This window comes from Microbacterium sp. zg-Y625 (assembly GCF_030246925.1).
Classification (GTDB): domain Bacteria; phylum Actinomycetota; class Actinomycetes; order Actinomycetales; family Microbacteriaceae; genus Microbacterium; species Microbacterium jiangjiandongii.
In genome coordinates this window covers 1,401,003-1,421,051 of record NZ_CP126740.1, presented here as the reverse complement: position 1 = coordinate 1,421,051, position 20,049 = coordinate 1,401,003, and the positions used below count along the sequence as shown (strand labels likewise).

The 20,049-nt window shown below is 70.0% G+C and carries 19 protein-coding genes and 4 tRNA genes; 16 read left to right on the top strand and 7 right to left on the bottom strand.

The window, feature by feature from the left end:
* Nucleotides 1-13: 13 nt before the first annotated feature.
* From QNO14_RS06495 to QNO14_RS06480, 4 genes are all read right to left on the bottom strand, one after another.
* Nucleotides 14-2,167 (bottom strand): 3-hydroxyacyl-CoA dehydrogenase NAD-binding domain-containing protein, encoded by a 2,154-nt coding sequence (locus QNO14_RS06495; RefSeq protein WP_257506032.1) that lies wholly within the window; start codon nt 2,165-2,167, stop codon nt 14-16.
* Between the two features lie 7 nt (nt 2,168-2,174).
* Nucleotides 2,175-3,380 (bottom strand): thiolase family protein, encoded by a 1,206-nt coding sequence (locus QNO14_RS06490; RefSeq protein WP_257493528.1) that lies wholly within the window; start codon nt 3,378-3,380, stop codon nt 2,175-2,177.
* A 73-nt stretch (nt 3,381-3,453) separates the two neighbouring features.
* Nucleotides 3,454-4,650: a ribonuclease D gene (locus QNO14_RS06485; protein WP_257493529.1), complete on the bottom strand. Its 1,197-nt coding sequence runs from the start codon at nt 4,648-4,650 to the stop codon at nt 3,454-3,456.
* Entirely contained in the window at nt 4,643-5,233 is a 591-nt protein-coding gene (locus QNO14_RS06480; protein WP_257493530.1) for a DUF3000 domain-containing protein, read from the bottom strand. The genes QNO14_RS06485 and QNO14_RS06480 overlap by 8 nt, the downstream gene beginning before the upstream one ends.
* Before the next feature lie 25 nt (nt 5,234-5,258).
* Between QNO14_RS06480 and QNO14_RS06475 the strand changes: the two genes are divergently transcribed.
* From QNO14_RS06475 to QNO14_RS06455, 5 genes are all read left to right on the top strand, one after another.
* Complete coding sequence (locus tag QNO14_RS06475) at nt 5,259-6,482, top strand: alpha/beta hydrolase family protein (protein ID WP_257506031.1); 1,224 nt, start codon at nt 5,259-5,261, stop codon at nt 6,480-6,482.
* Nucleotides 6,483-6,523: 41 nt separating this feature from the next.
* Complete coding sequence (zapE, locus tag QNO14_RS06470; RefSeq protein WP_257506030.1) at nt 6,524-7,552, top strand: cell division protein ZapE; 1,029 nt, start codon at nt 6,524-6,526, stop codon at nt 7,550-7,552.
* A gap of 187 nt (nt 7,553-7,739) precedes the next feature.
* Nucleotides 7,740-8,966 (top strand): ammonium transporter, encoded by a 1,227-nt coding sequence (locus QNO14_RS06465; protein ID WP_257493533.1) that lies wholly within the window; start codon nt 7,740-7,742, stop codon nt 8,964-8,966.
* A gap of 93 nt (nt 8,967-9,059) precedes the next feature.
* Nucleotides 9,060-9,572, top strand: coding sequence for a type II toxin-antitoxin system PemK/MazF family toxin (locus tag QNO14_RS06460; RefSeq protein ID WP_257506028.1), 513 nt, complete (start codon nt 9,060-9,062; stop codon nt 9,570-9,572).
* A complete protein-coding gene (locus tag QNO14_RS06455) occupies nt 9,569-10,225 on the top strand; it encodes a hypothetical protein (RefSeq protein WP_257506025.1) in 657 nt (218 codons plus the stop codon). The genes QNO14_RS06460 and QNO14_RS06455 overlap by 4 nt, the downstream gene beginning before the upstream one ends.
* Nucleotides 10,226-10,250: 25 nt before the next feature.
* Here the strand turns inward: QNO14_RS06455 and QNO14_RS06450 are convergent, their stop codons facing one another.
* Nucleotides 10,251-10,811 carry a small multidrug efflux protein gene (locus tag QNO14_RS06450; protein WP_257506024.1) on the bottom strand — a complete coding sequence of 187 codons (561 nt, stop codon included), beginning with the start codon at nt 10,809-10,811 and terminating at the stop codon, nt 10,251-10,253.
* Nucleotides 10,812-10,968: 157 nt separating this feature from the next.
* Between QNO14_RS06450 and QNO14_RS06445 the strand changes: the two genes are divergently transcribed.
* From QNO14_RS06445 to QNO14_RS06435, 3 genes are all read left to right on the top strand, one after another.
* Nucleotides 10,969-12,156, top strand: a complete 1,188-nt coding sequence (locus QNO14_RS06445) for a sensor histidine kinase (RefSeq protein ID WP_257506023.1) — start codon at nt 10,969-10,971, stop codon at nt 12,154-12,156.
* Entirely contained in the window at nt 12,153-12,755 is a 603-nt protein-coding gene (locus QNO14_RS06440; protein ID WP_257506021.1) for a response regulator transcription factor, read from the top strand. Before QNO14_RS06445 ends, QNO14_RS06440 begins: the two co-directional genes overlap by 4 nt.
* A 76-nt stretch (nt 12,756-12,831) precedes the next feature.
* Complete coding sequence (locus QNO14_RS06435) at nt 12,832-13,311, top strand: hypothetical protein (protein WP_257506019.1); 480 nt, start codon at nt 12,832-12,834, stop codon at nt 13,309-13,311.
* Nucleotides 13,312-13,329: 18 nt separating this feature from the next.
* Here QNO14_RS06435 and QNO14_RS06430 read toward each other — a convergent pair.
* A tRNA-Val gene (locus QNO14_RS06430) sits at nt 13,330-13,402 on the bottom strand.
* Between the two features lie 148 nt (nt 13,403-13,550).
* On the opposite strand from QNO14_RS06430, the gene QNO14_RS06425 reads away from it, so the two are divergent.
* The 6 genes from QNO14_RS06425 (at nt 13,551) to QNO14_RS06400 (ending at nt 16,118) form a co-directional block, all read left to right on the top strand.
* Nucleotides 13,551-13,623 (top strand) — tRNA-Gly (locus QNO14_RS06425).
* 53 nt (nt 13,624-13,676) lie between these two features.
* Nucleotides 13,677-13,750 (top strand) — tRNA-Cys (locus tag QNO14_RS06420).
* Nucleotides 13,751-13,774: 24 nt separating this feature from the next.
* Nucleotides 13,775-13,849: transfer RNA gene (locus tag QNO14_RS06415), tRNA-Val, on the top strand.
* Nucleotides 13,850-13,955: 106 nt separating this feature from the next.
* On the top strand, nt 13,956-15,284 hold the full coding sequence (locus QNO14_RS06410) for a hypothetical protein (protein ID WP_257506018.1): 1,329 nt from the start codon (nt 13,956-13,958) through the stop codon (nt 15,282-15,284).
* Between the two features lie 54 nt (nt 15,285-15,338).
* On the top strand, nt 15,339-15,869 hold the full coding sequence (locus tag QNO14_RS06405; RefSeq protein WP_257493543.1) for a glycine cleavage system transcriptional repressor: 531 nt from the start codon (nt 15,339-15,341) through the stop codon (nt 15,867-15,869).
* A gap of 63 nt (nt 15,870-15,932) precedes the next feature.
* A complete protein-coding gene (locus tag QNO14_RS06400) occupies nt 15,933-16,118 on the top strand; it encodes a hypothetical protein (protein WP_257493544.1) in 186 nt (61 codons plus the stop codon).
* 10 nt (nt 16,119-16,128) lie between these two features.
* Here QNO14_RS06400 and QNO14_RS06395 read toward each other — a convergent pair whose 3' ends face one another.
* Nucleotides 16,129-17,286, bottom strand: coding sequence for an SLC13 family permease (locus QNO14_RS06395; RefSeq protein WP_257506073.1), 1,158 nt, complete (start codon nt 17,284-17,286; stop codon nt 16,129-16,131).
* A 172-nt stretch (nt 17,287-17,458) separates the two neighbouring features.
* Here QNO14_RS06395 and thrS point away from each other — a divergent pair, with 172 nt between their 5' ends.
* Together thrS and QNO14_RS06385 are read left to right on the top strand one after the other, a co-directional pair.
* Nucleotides 17,459-19,468 (top strand): threonine--tRNA ligase, encoded by a 2,010-nt coding sequence (gene thrS, locus QNO14_RS06390; protein ID WP_257506017.1) that lies wholly within the window; start codon nt 17,459-17,461, stop codon nt 19,466-19,468.
* Nucleotides 19,465-20,022: an HIT family protein gene (locus QNO14_RS06385; RefSeq protein WP_257493546.1), complete on the top strand. Its 558-nt coding sequence runs from the start codon at nt 19,465-19,467 to the stop codon at nt 20,020-20,022. Before thrS ends, QNO14_RS06385 begins: the two co-directional genes overlap by 4 nt.
* Nucleotides 20,023-20,049 lie beyond the last annotated feature (27 nt).

Genomic DNA, 20,049 nt, shown 5'->3' with positions numbered 1-20,049 from the left:
GATGCGAACCGCGTCAGTGCTGCGCGATGCCGCGGATCGGCGGGTGGTGGAACGTGTCGCCGAAGACGCGCTCCGACGCTCCCTCACGGTCGAGGTACGGCGAGGCGCCGCCGTCGATGAACGGCCACCCGGCGCCCAGGATGAGGCAGAGGTCGATGTCCTCGACCTCGGGAACCACACCCTCGTCGAGCATGATGCGGATCTCCTGCGCGAGCCCGTCCTGCACACGGCGCAGGATGTCGGCTTCGGATGCCGGAGACGACCCCACCGCACCCTTGAGCGCTTTCTCCGCCTGCTTCGTCCAGCCCGACACGCGTCCGGACTTGTCCTTCTCGACCACCGCGTCCAACTGCGCGAGGGCGTGGAAGTTCTCGTTGGCGTAGAAGCGGTCGGGGAAGGCGGCGACCATCGTGTCCTGCACGTGGGCCGCGACCTTCCAGCCGACCAGGTCGATCAGCTGGAACGGTGTCATCGGCAGACCGAGCGGACCGAACGCGCGCTCGACCGTCAAGAGCGGCGTGCCCTCGTAGACGGCTCGCGCCGCCTCGCCCATGACCTTCGCCAGCAGGCGGTTCACCACGAAGCCGGGCGCGTCGGCGGTGAGCACCGCGTTCTTGCCGAGCCCCTTGGCGACGACGAAGGCCGTCGACAGCGCGGCATCCGACGTCTTCGGCGTCTTCACGATCTCGATGAGCGGCATGACCGCCACCGGGTTGAAGAAGTGGAAGCCGACGAGGCGCTCGGGGTGCGCGAGCGTGGCGCCGATCTCCTCGACCGACAGCGATGAGGTGTTGGTCGCCAGGATCGCGTCGTCGGCGATGATCTTCTCGATCTCGCCGAACACCTGCTGCTTGACGCCGACCTCCTCGAAGACCGCCTCGATCACGAAGTCGCAGTCCGCGTACTGGCTCTTGTCCGTCGTTCCGGTCACGAGGCCCCGCAGCTTGTTGGCGGTGTCCGCGTCGAGGCGGCCCTTCGCCTCGAGCTTGCCGATCTCCTCGTGGATGTAGGACAGACCCTTGTCGACGCGCGCCTGGTCGAGGTCGGTGATGAGCACCGGCACCTGGAGCTTCCGCACGAACAGCAGCGCGAACTGACTGGCCATGAGACCGGCGCCGATGACGCCGACCTTGGTGACCTTCTTCGCGAGCTGCTTGTCGGGTGCGCCCACGGGACGCTTCGCGCGCTTCTGCACCAGGTCGAATGCATACATGGATGCCGCGAACTGGTCGCCGGTGATGAGCTCGGCCAGCGCGTCGTCCTCGCGGGCGAAGCCGTCGGCCTTGCTGCCGCTCTTCGCCTTGTCGAGCAGGTCGAGAGCCACATAGGGCGAGCGCGGCACGGTGCCGATCTTCGACTCGAGCATGCCGCGGGCCATCTTGATGGCGACGGGCCACTTGGTGAGACGCTCGATCTTGCCCGGCTCGTGCTTGCGGGTGACCTTCACCGAGCCGCTGAGCACGCCGTCTGCCCACGCCAGCGAATCCTCGAGGTAGGTGGACGCCGGGAAGATCGCGTCCATGATGCCGAGGTCGAAGGCCTGCTGGGGCTTGAGCGTGCGGTTCTGCTTGAGCGGGTTCGAGATGACGACCTCGAGCGCGTTCTCGATGCCGATCAGGTTCGGCAGCAGGTACGCGCCGCCCCAGCCGGGAATGAGGCCGAGGAACACCTCGGGCAGCGCCACGGCGGCCGCGGATGCATCGACCGTGCGGTACGTGGAGTTAAGCGCGATCTCGAGGCCGCCGCCGAGCGCGAGCCCGTTGACGAATGCGAACGAGGGCACGCCCAGCTCCGACAGCGAGCCGAGCACCTTGTGGCCGAACTGCGCCACCAGGCGTGCGTCGTCCTTCGAGCCGAGGCGGGAGATGTCGGAGAGGTCGGCGCCGGCGGCCAGGATGTACTGCTTGCCGGTGATGCCGACCGCCTGGATTTCGCCCGCGGCCGCGCGCGCCTTGAGGCCGGCCAGGGTCTGGCCGAGCTCCGCGAGCGTGGCAGGTCCCAGCGTGTTGGGTCGGGTGTGGTCGCGGTCGTTGTCGAGCGTGATGAGCGCGAGCACCTTGCGGCTGCGCAGCGTGATGTCGCGCACGGGGGAGTGGGTGACGACCTCCCCGTCGGTGGCGGCGGGCGAGAGGATGGGCGAGAAGTCGATGGATTCGTAATCGGTCATCGCAGTGTTACTTCCTCTTCTTGCCGTCGAAGTGCGGGTTCTCCCAGATGACCGAGCCGCCCTGGCCGAGGCCGACGCACATGGCCGTCAGGCCGTACCGCACGTCGGGACGCTCGGCGAACTGCGCCGCGAGCTGGATCATCAGGCGCACGCCGGATGCCGCGAGCGGGTGGCCCACGGCGATGGCGCCTCCCCAGGGGTTCACGCGCGGGTCGTCGTCGGCGATGCCGAAGTGGTCCAGCAGCGAGATGACCTGGATCGCGAACGCCTCGTTGAGCTCGAACAGCCCGATGTCCGAGATCGTGAGACCTGCCTTGCGCAGCGCCTTCTCGGTCGAGGGGATCGGGCCGATGCCCATGATCTCCGGCTGCACGCCCGCGAAGGCGTACGACACCAGGCGCATCTTGGGTGCGAGTCCCAGCTCCTTCACGGCCCCGCCGCCGGCCAGCAGCGACATCGTCGCGCCGTCGGTGAGCGGCGACGACGTGCCGGCGGTGACGCGACCGTGCGGGCGGAACGGGGTCTTCAGGTTCGCGAGGTCTTCCATCGTGGTCTGCGGACGGCGACCCTCGTCGGCCGTCGCGAGGCCCCAGGCGCCCTCGGCATCCTTGATCGCGACCGGAACGAGGTCCGGCTGGATCTTGCCGGCGTCGTACGCGGCCTGCAGCTTCTGCTGGCTGAGCATGCCGTAACGGTCGGAGCGCTCCTTGGTCAGGTGCGGGAAGCGGTCGAAGATGCGCTCGGCGGTGACCCCCATGTTCAGCGCACCGGGGTCGACCATCTTCTCGGCGACGAATCGCGGGTTCGGGTCGGCGTTCGTGCCGATGGGGTGATGCCCCATGTGCTCGACGCCGCCAGCGAGGGCGATGTCGTACATGCCGACGCCGATCGAGCCGGCCATGGTGGTGACGCTCGTCATCGCGCCGGCGCACATGCGGTCGATGGCGAAGCCGGGAACCGTCTGGGGGAGCCCGGCGAGGATCGCCACGGACCTGCCGAGGGTCAGCCCCTGGTCACCGGTCTGGCTCGTCGCCGCGATCGCGACGTCGTCGATGCGATCGGCGGGCACGTTCGGGTTGCGCTGCATGAGTCCGATGGTCGCCTTGACGGCGAGGTCATCGGAGCGGGTGTTCCAGTACATGCCTTTTTCGCCGGCGCGCCCGAAAGGGGTGCGCATACCGTCGACGAAGAAGACGTCCGAAATCTCGGCCACTCTGCCTCCAAAAATAGGGATTTCCACCAGCCTAGGAACCCCCACGAGGCGGGGAGAATCGGTTGGGCTGAATCTACGAAGCGCTTTCCGGCGCGTCCGACACCGTTTGCACGGAACGCACAAACGCGTCGGTGATCGCCTGTGCAGTTCGTTCAATCTGCCAGGGCCGCGCTCCCTGCGCCGCGAGGGCGGCGGAGACGGATGCCACGTTCAGCGGCTCCGGCGGCGACCAGGCGACGCGGCGGAGTGTGTCGGGGGTGAGGAGGTTCTCCGTCGGCATCCCGAGCTCCTCGGCGATCTTCTCGACGTCGGGACGTGCGGCCTTGAGCCGGGCGTCCGCCGCCGGGTTGCGGTCCGCCCACGCGCGCGGCGGCGGCAGGCTGTCACCCGACCCGCGCTCCGGGGGCAGGGACTCGTCGGCGCGGCCGGCTTCGATTGCCGCCCACCAGCGATCGAGCTGCGACCGGCTCGCGCGTCCGGTGAAGTCCTTGACCTTCGACAGCTCCTGTTTGCTTGCGGGATCCGCACGCACCGCGGCCACCAGCGCCCGGTCGGGCACCAGCCGTCCCGGTGAGACGTCCTGTTCGCGTGCGTACTCCTCGCGCGCCGCCCACAGCGCCCTGGCCACGGCGAGGGCACGGCGGCCGCGCACCGTGTGCAGTCCGCTCAGTCGGCGCCACGGCTCCTCACGCGGCGGCTTGGGGGCACGCTCGAGCACCGCCTGGAACTCCTCGGCGGCGAGTTCCGTCTTGCCCTGCTCGGCCAGCTCCTCGTCGAGCACGTCGCGCACGTCGACCAGCAGCAGCACATCGAGGGCGGCGTATTCCAGCCACGCCTGCGGCAACGGGCGCGTCGACCAATCCGCGGCCGAGTGCGCCTTGTCGAGCGTGATGCCGAGGGTGTCCTCCACGACCGCGCCGAGGCCCACGCGCTCGTGTCCGAGCAGCCGGGCCGCCAGCTCGGTGTCGAAGATCGAGGGCGGTTCGAGGCCGATCTCGCGCAGCGACGGGAGGTCTTGGCTCGCCGCGTGCAGCACCCACTCCTCGTCGCCGATGGCCGCCTGCAGCGGGGTCATGTCGCCGATCGCGGGCGGGTCGAACAGATACACGCCGGCGTCGCGACGGAAGACCTGCACGAGGTAGGCACGCTGGGAGTAGCGGAAGCCGCTCGCCCTCTCCACGTCGACGGCGACGGGACCGTGCCCGGCGGCCAGAGCCTCACAGGCCGCCCTGAGCCCCTCGGCATCCTCGATCACACGGTACTCAGCCACGGGCGCTCCGACGCGGTCCGAACACTGCTATCTCCTCCGACCCGGGCGGCAGACCCGCCAACATGCATACCAATTCTGCCCACGCCTGCACGTGATGGGCGATGTCGCTGGTCGGCGACCACGACGCGCGCAGCTCGATCTGCGCTCCGTCGCCCTCGTCGGCGAGCGAGCCGAAGCCCTTCGAGAGCGTCTTCGTCGCCGTGCCGGACTCGGAGTGATACCGCGCTCCACGGGAATCGAGGGCATCGACCAGCCACGACCATGCGACATCGGCCAGCAGGGGATCGGTGCCGATCTCGGTTTCCAGCGGCGCCTGCGCGAAGCACACGATGCGCCACGGTCCACCCCAGGCATCGTCGCCGGTCGGGTCATGCAGCAGCACGAACCGGCCGGTGCCGTACGGGGAATCCACGCCGTGCTCCTGGGGCCGCACGTCGCCGGCGAGCGCAAGGGCGTCGGGGGCGAGCCCGCTGGGCGCGGGGATCTCGCGCACGACGAAGTCGGAGCGGAAAGCGAGGGAGCGCATTCGGTCCGCCGCGTCGGCGAACGTCTGGGGCTCCGCCGGAGGGCGCGGATCATCCACGTCGACAGACTAGAGTGAGCGCACAATGATGGCCTCCAGGCGCGCCGTCACGCCCGGCGCCTCGCTCTCGTCGCGAACCCTCGTCGGCGCCCTCCTCGTCACCCTCGGCACCGCGCTCGGCGGGGTGATCGGGTGGATGGGCCTGCTGTCGGTCAGTATGGCGCGTCGAGTCGTCACACCGGCCGGGCGCGCGCCGGACACCACCATCGTGCAGGTGGACCCCGCGGCGCAGACCATCACCCTCTCGCGCACGCCCGACACCGAGCTTCCCGGGCGGTACGGCCTGTTCACCACCGGAACAGCGTCGTACGTCAAGCTCGGCTCGGTGCTCTCGGAGGACTCGGCCACCGTTACCCGCAAGCTGCTCACCCACATCCCCGCCGACGCGACGCTCGCCCCCGCCGCCGCCTTCAGCGGCTGGTACTACGACGACCCCACTCAGCTGCATCTGCCCTACACGGCGGAACTGATCGGCGGACCGCTCGGACCCTGCCCGGCGTGGCTGTTCCCCGCCGAAGCCGATACCGGCACCTGGGTCATCCAGGTGCACGGCCGCGGCACGACGCGAGCGGAGTGCCTGCGCGCGGTCCCGGTGTTCCACGCCGCCGGCATCACCTCGCTCGTCGTGTCGTACCGCAACGACGGCGAGGGCCCCCGCAGTCGCTCGGGCACCTATGCGCTGGGCGCGACCGAGTGGCGCGACGTCGACGCCGCCGTCGAGTTCGCTCGACGCCACGGGGCCGAGCGCGTCGTGCTCATGGGCTGGTCGATGGGCGGCGCCATCGCGCTGCAGGCCGAGCTGAACTCGCCGCACCGCGACCTCATCGCCGGCGTCGTGCTGGACTCGCCCGTGATCGACTGGCGCATCGTGCTCGGCTACCAGGCAGCTCTCCTCAAGGTCCCGACGCCCGTCACGAAGCTGTCGATCGCGGCGCTGGGTGCCGAGTGGGCCACCCCCGTCACCGGCACGGGGGCGCCGATCCCGTTCGAGCGGCTGGACGTCGTGGCGCGGGCGGGGGAGCTGCGGCATCCCATCCTCATCCTCCACAGCGACGACGACGGGTTCGTGCCCTCGGACGCCTCCCACGATCTCGTGCTGGCCCGGCCGGACCTCGTCGAACTCGAGGTCTTCGAGGTCGCCCGCCATACGAAACTCTGGAACTACGACGAGCAGCGGTGGAGCACCCGCATCACCGCCTGGTTGCGCGCCCATCACCTGGCCCCCGCCGATTCTGCGGCCGGGGCGTGAACCGGGCCGCGCCCGTCGCGCCACGACTAGGATCGACTCACATGACGACCACCGGCACGGGCATCGTGCATCTGAGCGAGCGCGAGCCCCGGGTCACCGGCGACGAGATGGTGGCGTCGCTGATCCCGCCGCCCCAGTTCGACGACGCCACGTTCGAGACGTACCGCGCGGATGACACCTACCCCTCCCAGCAGGAGGCGAAGGAGCTGCTCGCCGCGTTCGCGGGCGGTGGCGCACCGGCAGCCCGCGGCGGCTTCTTCCGTCGCGCGAAGAAGACCCCCGAGCTCAAGCCGGGCGTGTACCTCGACGGCGGGTTCGGCGTGGGCAAGACCCACCTGCTGGCGGCGATCTACCACGCGCTTCCCGCCCGCCGGAAGTACTTCGGATCGTTCATCGAGTACACGGCTCTCGTCGGCGCGCTGGGATATCAGAAGACCGTCGAGCTGTTCCGTGGCGCCGATCTGCTCTGCATCGACGAGTTCGAGCTCGACGATCCGGGCGACACGATGGTGATGACCCGCCTGCTCGGCGAGCTCGTGGCATCGGGCACCCGCTTGGCCGCCACGTCCAACACTCCGCCGAACGCCCTCGGCGAGGGCCGCTTCGCCGCCCAGGACTTCCTCCGCGAGATCCACGCCATGTCCGCGAGCTTCCAGACGCTGCGCATCGATGGCACCGACTACCGTCAGCGCTCCGTCGACGGCCACGCCGTGGTGCTGGACGAAACGGAGTACCAGCGCGCGCTGGAGGATGCCGCCGCTGCCGGCACCGTGTCGGACGACGACTTCTCGGCCGTCATCGCGCACCTCGCCACCGTGCATCCGTCGCGCTACATCCGCCTCATCGAAGGGCTGCAGGCCGTGGGGCTCCGCGGCGTCACCCGACTCGAGGACCAGTCCGCGGCCCTCCGGTTCGTCGCCTTCGTCGACCGCGCCTACGACGCCGAGCTTCCGATCCGGGCGACGGGTGTGGCTCTGGACCAGGTCTTCGGCGATGAGATGCTGACCGGCGGCTATCGCAAGAAGTATCAGCGGGCGATCTCACGCCTCGTGGCTCTCACCCACTCCTGAGCGATCCGCCAGCCGGCTCCCGGCCGCGCGAAACGTGATGTTTACCGTGCGCGCCGCTGCGTAACGAACGCGAAACACGACCTGCACGGTGGCAGAAACGGCGCGTCGCGAGACTGGGCGTGCACGCCGCGGAAACCCGTACCCACCGCGACGTGACCCTGTCACTGATCAATGTGAGGTAACACCTATGGACGCACCCGGCAACATCGCCTGGGGGATCATGGCCACCGCGCTCGTGCTTTTCATGACGCCCGGTGTCGCCTTCTTCTACGGCGGTCTGGTCAAGGCCAAGAGTGTGGTCAGCATGATGATGATGAGCTTCGGAGCGCTCGGACTCATCAGCGTGCTGTGGATTCTCTACGGCTTCAACATGAGCGCGGTCGGCAGCACGTGGGAGTTCGCCGGCAACCCTTTCAGCGACTTCGCGCTGAACGGCCTCGCCTCGGGTGAGGACGCGAACACGTCCCTCATCGGCGTCGCGTACGGCGCGACCTTCGCGATCATCACCGTGGCGCTCATCTCCGGTGCCATCGCGGACCGCGCCAAGTTCGGCTCCTGGATGCTGTTCGCGGGCCTGTTCGCGACCATCGTCTACTTCCCGGTGGCCGCATGGGTCTGGGGCGGCGGCTGGATCTTCAACCTGGGCTCGAGCATGGGCTACGACACCGAGGTCATCGACTACGCCGGTGGCACCGCGGTGCACATCAACGCCGGCGCCGCGGCGCTTGCCCTCGCCCTGGTGCTCGGCAAGCGCATCGGCTTCCAGAAGGGCATCCACAAGCCTCACAACGTGCCCCTGGTGATGCTGGGTGCGGCGATCCTCTGGTTCGGCTGGTTCGGCTTCAACGCCGGCGCGGAATGGCTCTCGGAGGACATGGGCGGTGTCGGCCTCATCGGCATCAACACGATCGGTGCCACCGCCGCCGCTGTGCTCGGCTGGGTCATCGTCGAGAAGCTCAAGGACGGCAAGGCCACGTCGATCGGTGCGGCCTCCGGAGCGGTTGCGGGTCTCGTCGCCATCACCCCGGCGTGCGCCAACCTCAGCCCGGGCTGGGCTCTGCTGCTCGGCATCATCGCCGGTGCCGCCTGCGCCATGGCGATCGAGCTGAAGTGGAAGCTCGGCTTCGACGACTCGCTCGACGTCGTCGGCATCCACCTCGTCGGTGGCCTCATCGGCACGATCTACCTCGGCTTCTTCGCCACCGAGACCGGTCTGTTCGTCGGCGGCAACGCCGAACAGCTGATCATCCAGGTGATCGCCGCGCTGGGTGTCATGGTCTACTCCTTCGTCGTCGCCGGCATCCTCGGCTTCGCGATTCAGAAGACGCTCGGCTTCCGCATCAAGAACGAGGACGAGATCGCCGGTGTCGACACGGTCGTGCACGGCGAAGAGGGTTACGCCCTCGTCGACTGAGTCCACACCTCACGCAGCAGGGGCGTCGCGGCATGGCCGCGGCGCCCCTGTCGCGTGCCGGGTCGGGTCGCTGGACCTGGCTAGGGTGGGGCCGTGGAATCCCGCAGCATCCTGCACCGCCTGGCCGCGCTTCTTCGCCCCTCACGGCGCCGGAACGTCCCACCCGCCGCCGGGGAGCCAGGAAGGTCCGGGGTCGCCGCGACCGTCGAGGTCGACCCCCGCTCGGCGCGGGCCTTGCGCATCGCATACGCACCGGAACGAGACGGCGCACCGGACGCCGGCGAGGTGGTGTGGACCTGGGTGCCGTACGCCGAGCGCGACGGCCGGGGCAAGGACCGCCCGGTGCTCGTGATCGCGCGACAGAGCGCCGACCGGGTGTATGCCGTCAAGCTCACCAGCAAGCCGCGCGACGGTGATCGCGACCACGTCCCGCTCGGCGCCGGGGAGTGGGACGCGAAGGGTCGCCCCTCGTGGGTCGACGTCGACCAGCTCTACAGCGTGCACGCGGCGGGTATGCGACGCGAGGCATCCGCCGTTGATCGCGCGACGTTCGCTCGGGTCGCCGACGCATTGCGGGTTCGGCATGGCTATAGGGTGGCGCCATGAGTCGCCCGGTCACCGCCGTCACCACGATCGCCGCCGCCGCAGCCATCCTCACCGGGTGCGCTGCGGCAACACCCGCACCCACGCCCGATGCGTCGTCGTCCGTCGTCGCATCGGCGACACCTGTTGCGCCGACGCCCGCGGCGACGACGCCGCCGGCCGAGACGGCCCTGGTCTTTCCCGAATGCGAGGCCCTGGTCCCGCTGCCGCTGGTCCGCGACGTGTTCGCGCCCACCGCGGTGCCCTGGGAGCCGGGGGAAGCGGATCGAGATCAGACGGAGGGCAGGCTCGGCCCGATCGCCCAGGGGACTCTTCAAGAAGCCGACGACGTACGACTGTGTCAATGGATCGTCGAGGGCGGCTCCGACGGCGGTGTGAGCACCTTCACCTCCGAGCTGCGGCCGAGCGATCGGGACGACCTCATGAGCGCCCTCGAGCAGTCGATGTTCGACGATGTGGCTCTGGACGGCGCCACCGGCTTCGGCATGTACAGCGACGGCGAACTGAGCGGCTCGTATACGGTGCACGCGTTCGTCGGGCCCACGTGGCTTGTCGCCCTGGGTTCTGGCGGCCTCGAGCACGGCATCCCCGTTGCACAGGCCGCAGTGGACGCCCTCCACGCCGCGAATCCGCACCTGGTCGATCCGGCATCCTGAGTCGTGTCGCAGGCCCGGGTGCGGGTCAGCTCACCGCCGAGATGACGCCGGTGACGAGCAGGGCGATGATCGTCGACCAGCCGACGATCGCGACGGCCTGCCACGCGAGGATGCGCGCCTTGCCGACGCCGACCGCGGCGAGCATGGTGGCGGTGAAGTGCGTGGGCAGCAGCAGCGGGCCGAGCAGGCTGACCCCGGGGACCCCGTAGCGGTCCAGGGCGCGGAGGAACTTGGCGCGGCGGGTCGGGTTGCCTCCGAGGTTCTCATGCGTGGTGGCGAGATCATCCTGCACCGGGGCTCCGCCGCCGACGGTCACCGCTTCGCGCGCCCGCACGCTCTCGCGGCGCCGGGTGACGACGGCCGTGCGCGCACCGGAGCTCAGCAGCACCAGCACGGCGACGCAGAGGAAGTTGCCCACGACGCCGGCAATGACGGCGATGACGGGGTGGATGCCGCCGAAGATGCCGATGGCCGCGGCGCCCTCGCCCTCGATGAACGGCACGGCGCCCGCGAGAGCGAGGATGAGGGGCTGGACGAGGTCCGGCACCTGGGCGACGAGGTCCTGGAAGCGGTCGATGAGGGTCATGGGGCTCTCCTGTGTGTGGGCCGGCCGGTCGGGTGACGGCGGCGATGACACCAGTCCACCGCCTCGGCGTCGAGCCGGTAAGTGCCGTTCTGTCACCGTTTCGGGGGCACTTCCCACGCGGCATCCGTGACATCTGTCATGCCCATACAGTGGACGGGTGACCCGCCCCGCCACGCCCTCGATCGACGCGGCCGCCCGCAGCGAGCTCCGCCTCACGAGAGGGATCAGGGTCACCTGGTGGTACACCCTCTCGGCGATCGTGTTCTTCGAGCTGGTGCTCCTCACCCTCGCGATCTCGGTGCTCGCCGACGGCGAAGCCACCCCGTTCGTCGTGGCCGTCGTCGCGGGTGGTGGTCTTGTCTGGTGCGCGTCGACGGTGGTGCTGTTGACGGACTACCGCGACCGCACCGACACCGGCCCGCTGGCGCCGTGGCCGCGGACGCTGGCGCCGCTGCTCACGGCCGCAGCCTACGGCGCCGCCATCGTCACGCTCACGGGCCTGTGGGTGCTGGCAGCCCTGCCACTGGCGCAGGCGCTCATGTTCCTGAACTGGCAAGCGGGGGTGCGGCTGCGGGTCGTGCTGCTGGTCACCGTCGTGCTCGCAGCGCTCTGGGCCATCGACATGCAGGAGACGCTCGGGGACCGGGGTTTCATCGGCATCTACGTCGTGTCCCTGCCCGGCATGACGGTCGCGTCCCTGTGGTGGTGGGACGTGCTCATCGCGCTGGACCGCGCGCGCGCCTCGGAGGCGCGGCTCGCGGCGACCCAGGAGCGCCTGCGCGTAGCCACCGACGTCCACGACCTGCAGGGCCATCACCTTCAGGTGATCGCCCTGCAGCTCGAGCTCGCGGAGCGCCTGTTGGCCCGCGATCCGCAGGCAGCGCTCGAGCACCTGCAGACCGCGCGCACGAGCGTCGACGAAGCCCGTCAGGGAACGCGCGACCTCGCCACGAGGTTCCGCGCCGTGCCCCTGCGCGACGAGCTCGCCAATGCCGTGGATCTGCTCCGGGCCGCCGGGATCGCGGCGGAGGCATCGGTCGACCCGGATGCCGACCTCGCCCCGGCGGCGGTGCTCGGCCCCGTCATCCGTGAGACGACGACGAACGTCCTGCGGCACGGGGGCGGCGGATGGGCGCGTCTGGCGCTGACACGGGTCGGATCGTCCTGGCTGTACGAGATCACCAACGACAGGGGAGCGGACGTGGCGGCGGCGCAGGACGGCGCGGGTCTGGACGGACTCGCGAGACGGGCGGCGGATGCCGGGGGAGTGCTCGATGTGCGCCGCGCCCCCCGGGAGTTCGCCGTCAGCATGACCGTGCCCGCCCAGGTCGGGGTTCTGCCGTGATCCGGGTGCTCGTCGCCGACGATGAGGGCATGATCCGCTCGGCGCTGGCTGCTCTGCTGCGCCTGGAGGACGACATCGACGTCGTCGCCGAGTGCACGGACGGCGCCCATGCGCTCGCCGAAGCGGTGCGGCTGATGCCGGATGTGTGCCTGCTCGACCTCGAGATGCCGCACCTCGACGGCGTCGAGGTCGCCGAACGCCTGAGCCGCACCGTCGCCACCCGCTGCGTCATCGTGACGCGTCATGCGCGTCCGGGCGTGCTGCGGCGCGCACTGGCTTCCGGAGTCGCCGGCTTCCTGCCGAAGTCCCGCGGTGCGGACGAGGTGGCCGCCGTCATCCGGCGCGTGGCGGCCGGCGCACGGTACGTGGACCCCGAGATCGCCGCGGACGCGCTGAGTGACGAGCGCTGCCCGCTCACCGCACGCGAACTCGACGTGCTGCGGGCCGGGCGACGCGGGGAGACGACGGGGCAGATCGCCCGCACGCTGTCGCTGGCCCCCGGGACGGTGCGCAATCACGTGTCGGCGGTGCTGACGAAGCTCGCCGTGGGTACGCGCCAGCAGGCGACCCTGATGGCGGAGGAGCGCGGCTGGCTCTGAGGAGCCCGGGTGGCCGGGGTGGAACGGTCGGCCGAAGGCGAACGGCGCGGATGATCGCCACGGATAGGGTGTGGCCATGAAACGACGCCCCTCCGGCACCACCGCGCTGTGCGCCATCGCCGCCGTGCTCACCGTCGGCGGTGCGGGAGGGATCTTCCTCACGCGCGCCGCCTGGACGCCGTGCGTCGCTGACGGGACGAGCGTGCCCTGCCTCGAGGCGATGGATGGGCCGCTTCACCTCTCGGCGCTGCAACTGTTCTGGATGCTGGCGTTCGCGCTCACCCTCTGGGCGGTCGGCCTCGTCGGAGCGCACACGGGTCGCGTCGTGGCGTGGACGGCCGTGGCTGTCGTGGCGATCATGAACCCGTTCACCGAGTACCTGCTGTGGCTGGGAATCGCCGGCGGCCACTGGGACGTGCCGCCGGGGACGGGCTACACCCAGGCGTTGACCTTCGTCGTCGCGGGGCTGCTGGTCGCCGTCGCCGCAGGCCTCCGGAGGCGGCGGCCAGCGAGGTGTGCGGGCGCGAAAAAGCCCCGTTCACTCGCTTCCGCGTGATTCCGGGGCTACATCCGGTGGGCGATACCAGACTCGAACTGATGACCTCTTCCGTGTGAAGGAAGCGCGCTACCAACTGCGCCAATCGCCCGTCGCCCCGAGGGGCCTCAACGAGCATACCGGATGCCACGCCCCGCTCCGAACCACAAGGGCCAGACACGCGCGGGGTGCCGCCGGTTTTGCACTCGGCTCGGAGTCGGCTAAAGTCATTCAAGTGCCGGAGCGATCCGGTGCGAAATGCGGATGTAGCGCAGTTGGTAGCGCACAACCTTGCCAAGGTTGGGGTCGCGAGTTCGAGTCTCGTCATCCGCTCGAGTGTAAGGAATCTCTCCGGAGATTCCATGGCACGTGGGGTCAAACCACACGGTGGCGTGGCCGAGCGGCTAGGCACCGGCCTGCAAAGCCGTTTACACGGGTTCGAATCCCGTCGCCACCTCCACTCAGAACTCAACAGCCCTTACGGGCGCGATTGGCGCAGCGGTAGCGCGCTTCCCTGACACGGAAGAGGTCACTGGTTCGATCCCAGTATCGCGCACCACCAGAACCCCCCGGGAGACCGGGGGGTTCTTGCTTTTTCCGCACGCGCGCCCGGTCAGCGCCGCATGCCCTGGTGAGCCCCGAAACCCGGGTGTACTGTCCGGGCGATGAGCAGCGCCGCCTACGACAGGGTGAGATTCATCGGATACGCGATCCCCACCACGCCGGCGGACATCATCGCGTTCGGCGATCAGAGCGGCCGCGGCGCGATGGCGGGCACCTACCGGGCGGCTGACGACCTCGCCGCCGACGTGCGCGGCCGCGCAGCGGTGATGAGGGCCGCGGTGGACCTGGCCCGTGATGCCCTGCCCGACCTGGGCGACCCCTCGGTGCTGAACGTCTTCGTGGCGCCGGAGTTCTTCTGGCACGGACCTGTCGGTCCGTACGTCTCCGCGCCCGGCGAGCGCGATGCGGCCGAGATCATCCTCGACGTGCTCCGGGAGCTGTTCCCCGCGCCGCAGTACCCGCACTTCCTCCTGGTGCTCGGCTCGGTGGTCACCACCGAGGTCGCCGACATCGCCGCGGTGGTCGAGTCCGTCGACGCCCGCACCCGCACCGACATCGTGCGTCACCTCGGTGAAGGCGTGCAGCGGTCAGCCGGGGTGATGCGCGGTGTCATCTTCGACATGCTGGCCGACTTCATCCGAAGCGCCCACGCCTATCCGCTGGTGCGGGTGCGCAACCGCGCCCTGATGATCAGCGCCACGCCGGTCGACGGCATCCTGTCGCCGCTCGGCGCCGAGGCGTTCACGACGCAGAAGCACTACGACTCCAACGAGGACTTCCTCCTCTGGGAGGTCACCGGAAAGCCCGTCATCACGGAGCCGATGGCGGCATACGCCGGGCTCGACCTCTCCGCGGGGGATTTCAAGGCCCACGCGGCCGACCCCTACGGCATCTTCGCGGTCCGGGGCGACCGCTCACCGGTGAACGTGGCGGTGGAGGTGTGCCTCGACCACGCCGATCGCCGGCTGCGCAAGAGCAGCGCCCGCAGCCCGTGGCCCCGGCCCACCGACGGCCTCGACCTGCACCTCGTGCCGTCGTGCGGAATGCAGCTGCACCCGCCGGCCGTCGCGGCGCGCGCCGGGGGCTGGGCGTTCAACTGCGACGGCCGGTACCCGCTGGGGAACCTCGGCACCGAGGGCGTGCGTCGGCAGGGCTTCGTGGCGGGAGTGGAGTGCGTCTACGCCGACTACATCGACTCGGCGAGCCCGGCACACGGTGCGCACACCCAGCTGGCGCGCGTGCGCACCGGCGCGAGGCTGTCCGATGAGAACGCCCCGGGGGCGATGGATGCCACATTCACGCCGCCGCCGGAGGTGACCCTCGACATCCTCCCGGTGCCCCGCACCGACGACATCGACGCACTCTTCGCCGGCGGGGGCGGCGCGGTGCACATCTACGGCAGGAGCGAGCCGATGCCGCTTCGATACTGACCCGCGCACCCGACTGCAGACAGGCCCCGCGACGGCGGGGGATAGGCTCACCGCATGGCACACCTCGTCCTCACCGTCGTCGGCGACGACCGCGCCGGTCTCGTCCGCGTTCTGGCCGACACCGTCGCCGCGCACGGGGGCAATTGGGAGCGCAGCGAACTCGCCGAACTCGCCGGCGCCTTCGCCGGCGTCGTCGTCGTCAGCGTGCCCGAGGCCCAGGAGATGGCGCTCACCTCGGCCCTGCGGGGCCTTGACGGCCTGCTGCGCGTCACCGCGCACACCGGGGCGGATGCCGCGGCATCGGCGGACAGCGACCGCGACAGCGACAGCCACGTCACGTTCAGCGTGCTGGGCAACGACCGCCCCGGAATCGTCCGGGACATCACCGCGACGCTCGCCGCGCGCGGGCTCAGCATCGACGCGTTCGCCAGCCGCACCCTCGACGCCCCGATGGCGGGCGGCACACTGTTCGAGGCGACCGTCGACGTGCGCGTTCCCACCGGCGTCGACGTCGCGACCGTCGTGTCCGCGCTGGAACGGCTCGCGGGCGAGATCCAGGTCGACATCACGGTGGGCGAGCGGTAGCACATCTCGGACGCGCCGGGACCCGGCTACGATCAGGGGACCGGTAACCCACGGAGGTAGTGAATGTTCGTCCTGTACGCGCTGTATGCGGTGCTGTTTCTTCTCGGCTTCTACCTGTTCGGGTTGTCGTTCGCGATCGACACGACGCCTGTGAGCGGCTTCGTCTTCGCCGCCGGCGTCATCGCCGTCTCCCTGGCCCTCGCACTGATGGTGCACGCCCCCGGCACCGCCCGCCGCGAAGACTCCTGAGCACCGCGCGCTACCGCGCCAGCGGCAGCACCGCGAGCCCGACGATGACCGGCGCCGCAACCGCCCCGCGCAGCATGTAGCGACGCCACGGCACGTCGATGCCGTCGGCTCGCAGGCGCTCGTGCCAGAGCAGGGTCGCCAGCGACGCCCACGGCGTCACGAGGGGGCCTGCGTTGACGCCCACCAGCAGGGCACCCAGACGCGCGGGGGAGTCGGCGACCGATTCCAGCGCCAGGTAAGCGGGCAGGTTGTCGATCGCGTTCGCGGCGATCAGTCCCGCACCGGCGACCCGCAGCAGCTCGACGACACCGTCGCCCGCCCCCACCACGAGTCGCAGCAGCTCCGCCGACCCCCAGGCCTCGAGCGTACCGACGGCGAGGAAGAGTCCCGAGGCGAAGACGACCAGCTGCCACGGCAGCAGCCGCAGCCCGAGCGCACGGGGATTGCGCCACCCGTGGACGACCGTGAGGGCAACCGCCGCGGCCAGAGCCGGCTGCCAGGGCGGCAGTCCCGAGACGAGCAGCGGCAGCAGCACGACGACGATGACGGATGCCGCGCGCAGCAGCACCGGGTCGGCCACGCGGGGCGTCGGAGACGGCGTGTAGCGTCCCCGAAGCTCGCGCCGGTGCACGACGAGCAGCAGCAGCACCGTCACCACGACGGCGACGAGGGCCGAGGGCCACATGAGCGCGACGAAGTCGCCCGGCCCGCCGGTGTCGACGCGGTGCGCGGCGAGAAGGTTGGTGAGGTTCGACACCGGCAGCAGGAGCGAGCCGGTGTTGGCCAGCCACACCGTCGTGAACGCGAAGGGCAGCGGATCCAGCCCGTTCGCCCGGGCGACGGCCACGACGACGGGGGTGAGCAGCACCGCGGTCGTGTCGAGCGACAGGAAGGCCGTCACGACGACGGCGAGCCCGACGACGGCGAGCCACAGCACGATCGTGCGTCCCCGGGCGAGGCGTGCCAGCCGCGCCGCCACCACGTCGAAGACCCCGGCCGCGGCCGCGAGCTCCGCCACGATCGTCACGGCCACGACGAACAGCAGGATCGGCCAGACCCGGTCGGCGACCGCCAGCGCGTCGGATGCCGGGAGCACGCCGACCACGACGGCGACCCCGCTGAGCAGCAGGAGGACGGCACCGATCACGGCGAGCTTCACGGCATCCATCATCGTGGTCCGCGCACCCCACTAGAATCGTGCCCATGGAACTGAGCCGGACGACCGCTGCGAACGTCGTCGCGGCCACCGGCACGCGAACGCTTCAGGCCTGAGCGGGCAGGGCGCCGAGCGCCCGAAGCTGAGCACTCAACGTTCCGAGCCACCCTCTGGAGAAGTTCCTGTGACTGACGTCGTGATCCCCTCTGACGTGACCTACCCCGCCGACGGGTTCGCCCTCTTCCCCGACCGCAGCGTCATCGCGCTGCGCGTGAACGGCGAGCTGAAAGACCTCGCGACGACCGTCGCCGAGACCGACGAGGTCGAGCCCGTGACGATCCACAGCCCTGACGGCCTGTCGATCCTGCGCCACTCCACGGCGCACGTGCTCGCCCAGGCGGTGCAGCGCATCCGGCCGCAGGCGAACCTCGGCATCGGCCCGCCGATCGAGAACGGCTTCTACTACGACTTCGGCGTGGCGGAGCCCTTCACGCCCGAGGACCTGAAGGCCATCAAGAAGGAGATGGAGCGCATCGTCCGCGAGGGCCAGCGCTTCGTCCGCCGCGTCGTCACCGATGAGGAGGCTCGCGCCGAACTCGTCGACGAGCCCTTCAAGCTCGAGCTCATCGATCTGAAGGGCGGCACGAAGGATGCCGCGGAGGGCGCCTCGGTCGAGGTCGGCGCAGGCGAGCTCACCATCTACGACAACGTCAGCCGCGACGGCGAGACGGTCTGGAAGGACCTCTGCCGCGGACCGCACGTGCCGAGCACGCGCATGGTCGGCAACGGCTGGGACCTCACCCGCATCGCGGGGGCGTACTGGCGCGGCAGCGAGAAGAACCCGCAGCTCCAGCGCATCTACGGCACCGCCTGGCCCACCAAGGACGAGCTGCGCGCCTACCAGCAGCGCCTCGAGGAGGCCGCCAAGCGCGACCACCGCAAGCTCGGCAAGGAGCTCGACCTCTTCTCCTTCCCCGATGAGATCGGCTCCGGCCTGTCGGTGTGGCACCCCAAGGGCGGCGTCGTCCGCGGCGAGATGGAGCAGCACGCCCGCCGGCGCCACATCGAGGGCGGCTACACCTACGTGTACACCCCGCACATCTCGAAGGAAGACCTCTTCCTGCAGTCCAACCACCTCGTGACCTATCGCGAGGGGATGTTTCCGCCCATCCGCATGGACGAGGAGCGCGACGCGGACGGCCACATCGTCAAGCAGGGCCAGGACTACTACCTGAAGCCGATGAACTGCCCGATGCACATCCTCATCTACAAGGAGCGTGCCCGCAGCTACCGCGACCTGCCCATGCGTCTCGCCGAGAACGGCACGGTGTACCGCAACGAGCTCTCCGGCGCCCTCCACGGCCTCACCCGCGTGCGCGGGTTCACGCAGGACGACTCGCACCTGTTCGTCACCCCCGACCAGCTCGAAGCCGAGACGACGCGCGTGCTGGAGTTCGTGCTCTCGATGCTGCGCGACTTCGGGCTCGAGGACTTCGAGCTCGAGCTGTCGATGCGCGACGACGAGAAGGAGAAGTGGATCGGCTCGGAGGAATTCTGGGAGTACTCCACCAATGCCCTCCGCAACGTCGCCCACGCGAGCGGACTGAAGGTCACCGAGGTCCCGGGCGAGGCCGCCTTCTACGGCCCCAAGATCGATCTGAAGACCCGCGACGCCATCGGGCGCACCTGGCAGCTGTCGACCGTCCAGGTCGACGTCAACCTGCCCGAGCGCTTCGACCTGGAGTACACCGGGCCCGACGGCGAGAAGCACCGGCCGATCATGATCCACCGGGCGCTGTTCGGCTCGATCGAGCGGTTCTTCGCGATCCTGCTCGAGCACTACGCGGGGGCCTTCCCGGTGTGGCTCGCGCCCGTGCAGGTCGTCGCCATCCCCGTCGCCGAGCAGTACGGCGACTACCTCGACGGCATCGTCGATCAGCTGCGGATGCAGGGCGTGCGTGCCGAGGTCGACCACTCCGACGACCGGATGCAGAAGAAGATCCGCACCCACACCACGCAGAAGGTGCCGCTGCAGCTGATCGCGGGGGAGCAGGACCGCTCCGCGGGAACCGTGTCGTTCCGCTTCCGCGACGGCACGCAGACCAACGGGGTGCCCGTCGACGACGCCATCGCCCTGGTGCTGCGCGCCATCGCCGACCGCGCCCTCGTCGACACGGCGGAGGACCTGGCGTGAGCGACGGGGAACTCGTCGACGCGGCGACCCTCGCCGGGGTGCCGGACGAGTTCCAGCGGCTGTGGACGCCGCACCGCATGGCGTACATCCACGCAGGCGCCGACGCGATGCGAGCGCACTGCCCGTTCTGCGCCGCCCCGAAGATGTCGGATGCCGATGGGCTGATCGTGCACCGCGGGCGCACCGCCTACGTGCTGCTCAACCTCTTCCCGTACAACTCCGGCCACCTGCTGGTGTGCCCGTACCGCCATGTCGCGACGTACGACCAGGCGACGACGGAGGAGGTCGCCGAGATCGCGGAGCTGACGCAGACGGGAATGCGGGTGCTCCGCGAGGTGGCGCGCTGCGACGGCTTCAACATCGGCATGAACCAGGGTGCGGTCGCCGGCGCCGGTGTGGACGAGCATCTGCACCAGCACATCGTGCCTCGGTGGGCCACCGACGCGAACTTCTTCCCGATCATCGCCAAGACCAAGGCGCTGCCGCAGCTGCTGGGCGAGGTGCGCGAGTCGGTCTCCACAGAGTGGGAAAGGCAAGCGGCGCAACCCCGATAGCCTGGCGGGACGCTTTCGAGAGGAAAC

Bases quoted from the DNA above. Each gene is read 5' to 3' on its own strand.
- QNO14_RS06495 (WP_257506032.1), bottom strand. From the start codon at position 2,167: ATGACCGATTACGAATCCATCGACTTCTCGCCCATCCTCTCGCCCGCC.
- QNO14_RS06475 (WP_257506031.1), top strand. From the start codon at position 5,259: ATGATGGCCTCCAGGCGCGCCGTCACGCCCGGCGCCTCGCTCTCGTCG.
- zapE (WP_257506030.1), top strand. From the start codon at position 6,524: ATGACGACCACCGGCACGGGCATCGTGCATCTGAGCGAGCGCGAGCCC.
- QNO14_RS06465 (WP_257493533.1), top strand. From the start codon at position 7,740: ATGGACGCACCCGGCAACATCGCCTGGGGGATCATGGCCACCGCGCTC.
- QNO14_RS06455 (WP_257506025.1), top strand. From the start codon at position 9,569: ATGAGTCGCCCGGTCACCGCCGTCACCACGATCGCCGCCGCCGCAGCC.
- QNO14_RS06450 (WP_257506024.1), bottom strand. From the start codon at position 10,811: ATGACCCTCATCGACCGCTTCCAGGACCTCGTCGCCCAGGTGCCGGAC.
- QNO14_RS06435 (WP_257506019.1), top strand. From the start codon at position 12,832: ATGAAACGACGCCCCTCCGGCACCACCGCGCTGTGCGCCATCGCCGCC.
- QNO14_RS06410 (WP_257506018.1), top strand. From the start codon at position 13,956: ATGAGCAGCGCCGCCTACGACAGGGTGAGATTCATCGGATACGCGATC.
- QNO14_RS06405 (WP_257493543.1), top strand. From the start codon at position 15,339: ATGGCACACCTCGTCCTCACCGTCGTCGGCGACGACCGCGCCGGTCTC.
- QNO14_RS06400 (WP_257493544.1), top strand. From the start codon at position 15,933: ATGTTCGTCCTGTACGCGCTGTATGCGGTGCTGTTTCTTCTCGGCTTC.
- QNO14_RS06395 (WP_257506073.1), bottom strand. From the start codon at position 17,286: ATGGATGCCGTGAAGCTCGCCGTGATCGGTGCCGTCCTCCTGCTGCTC.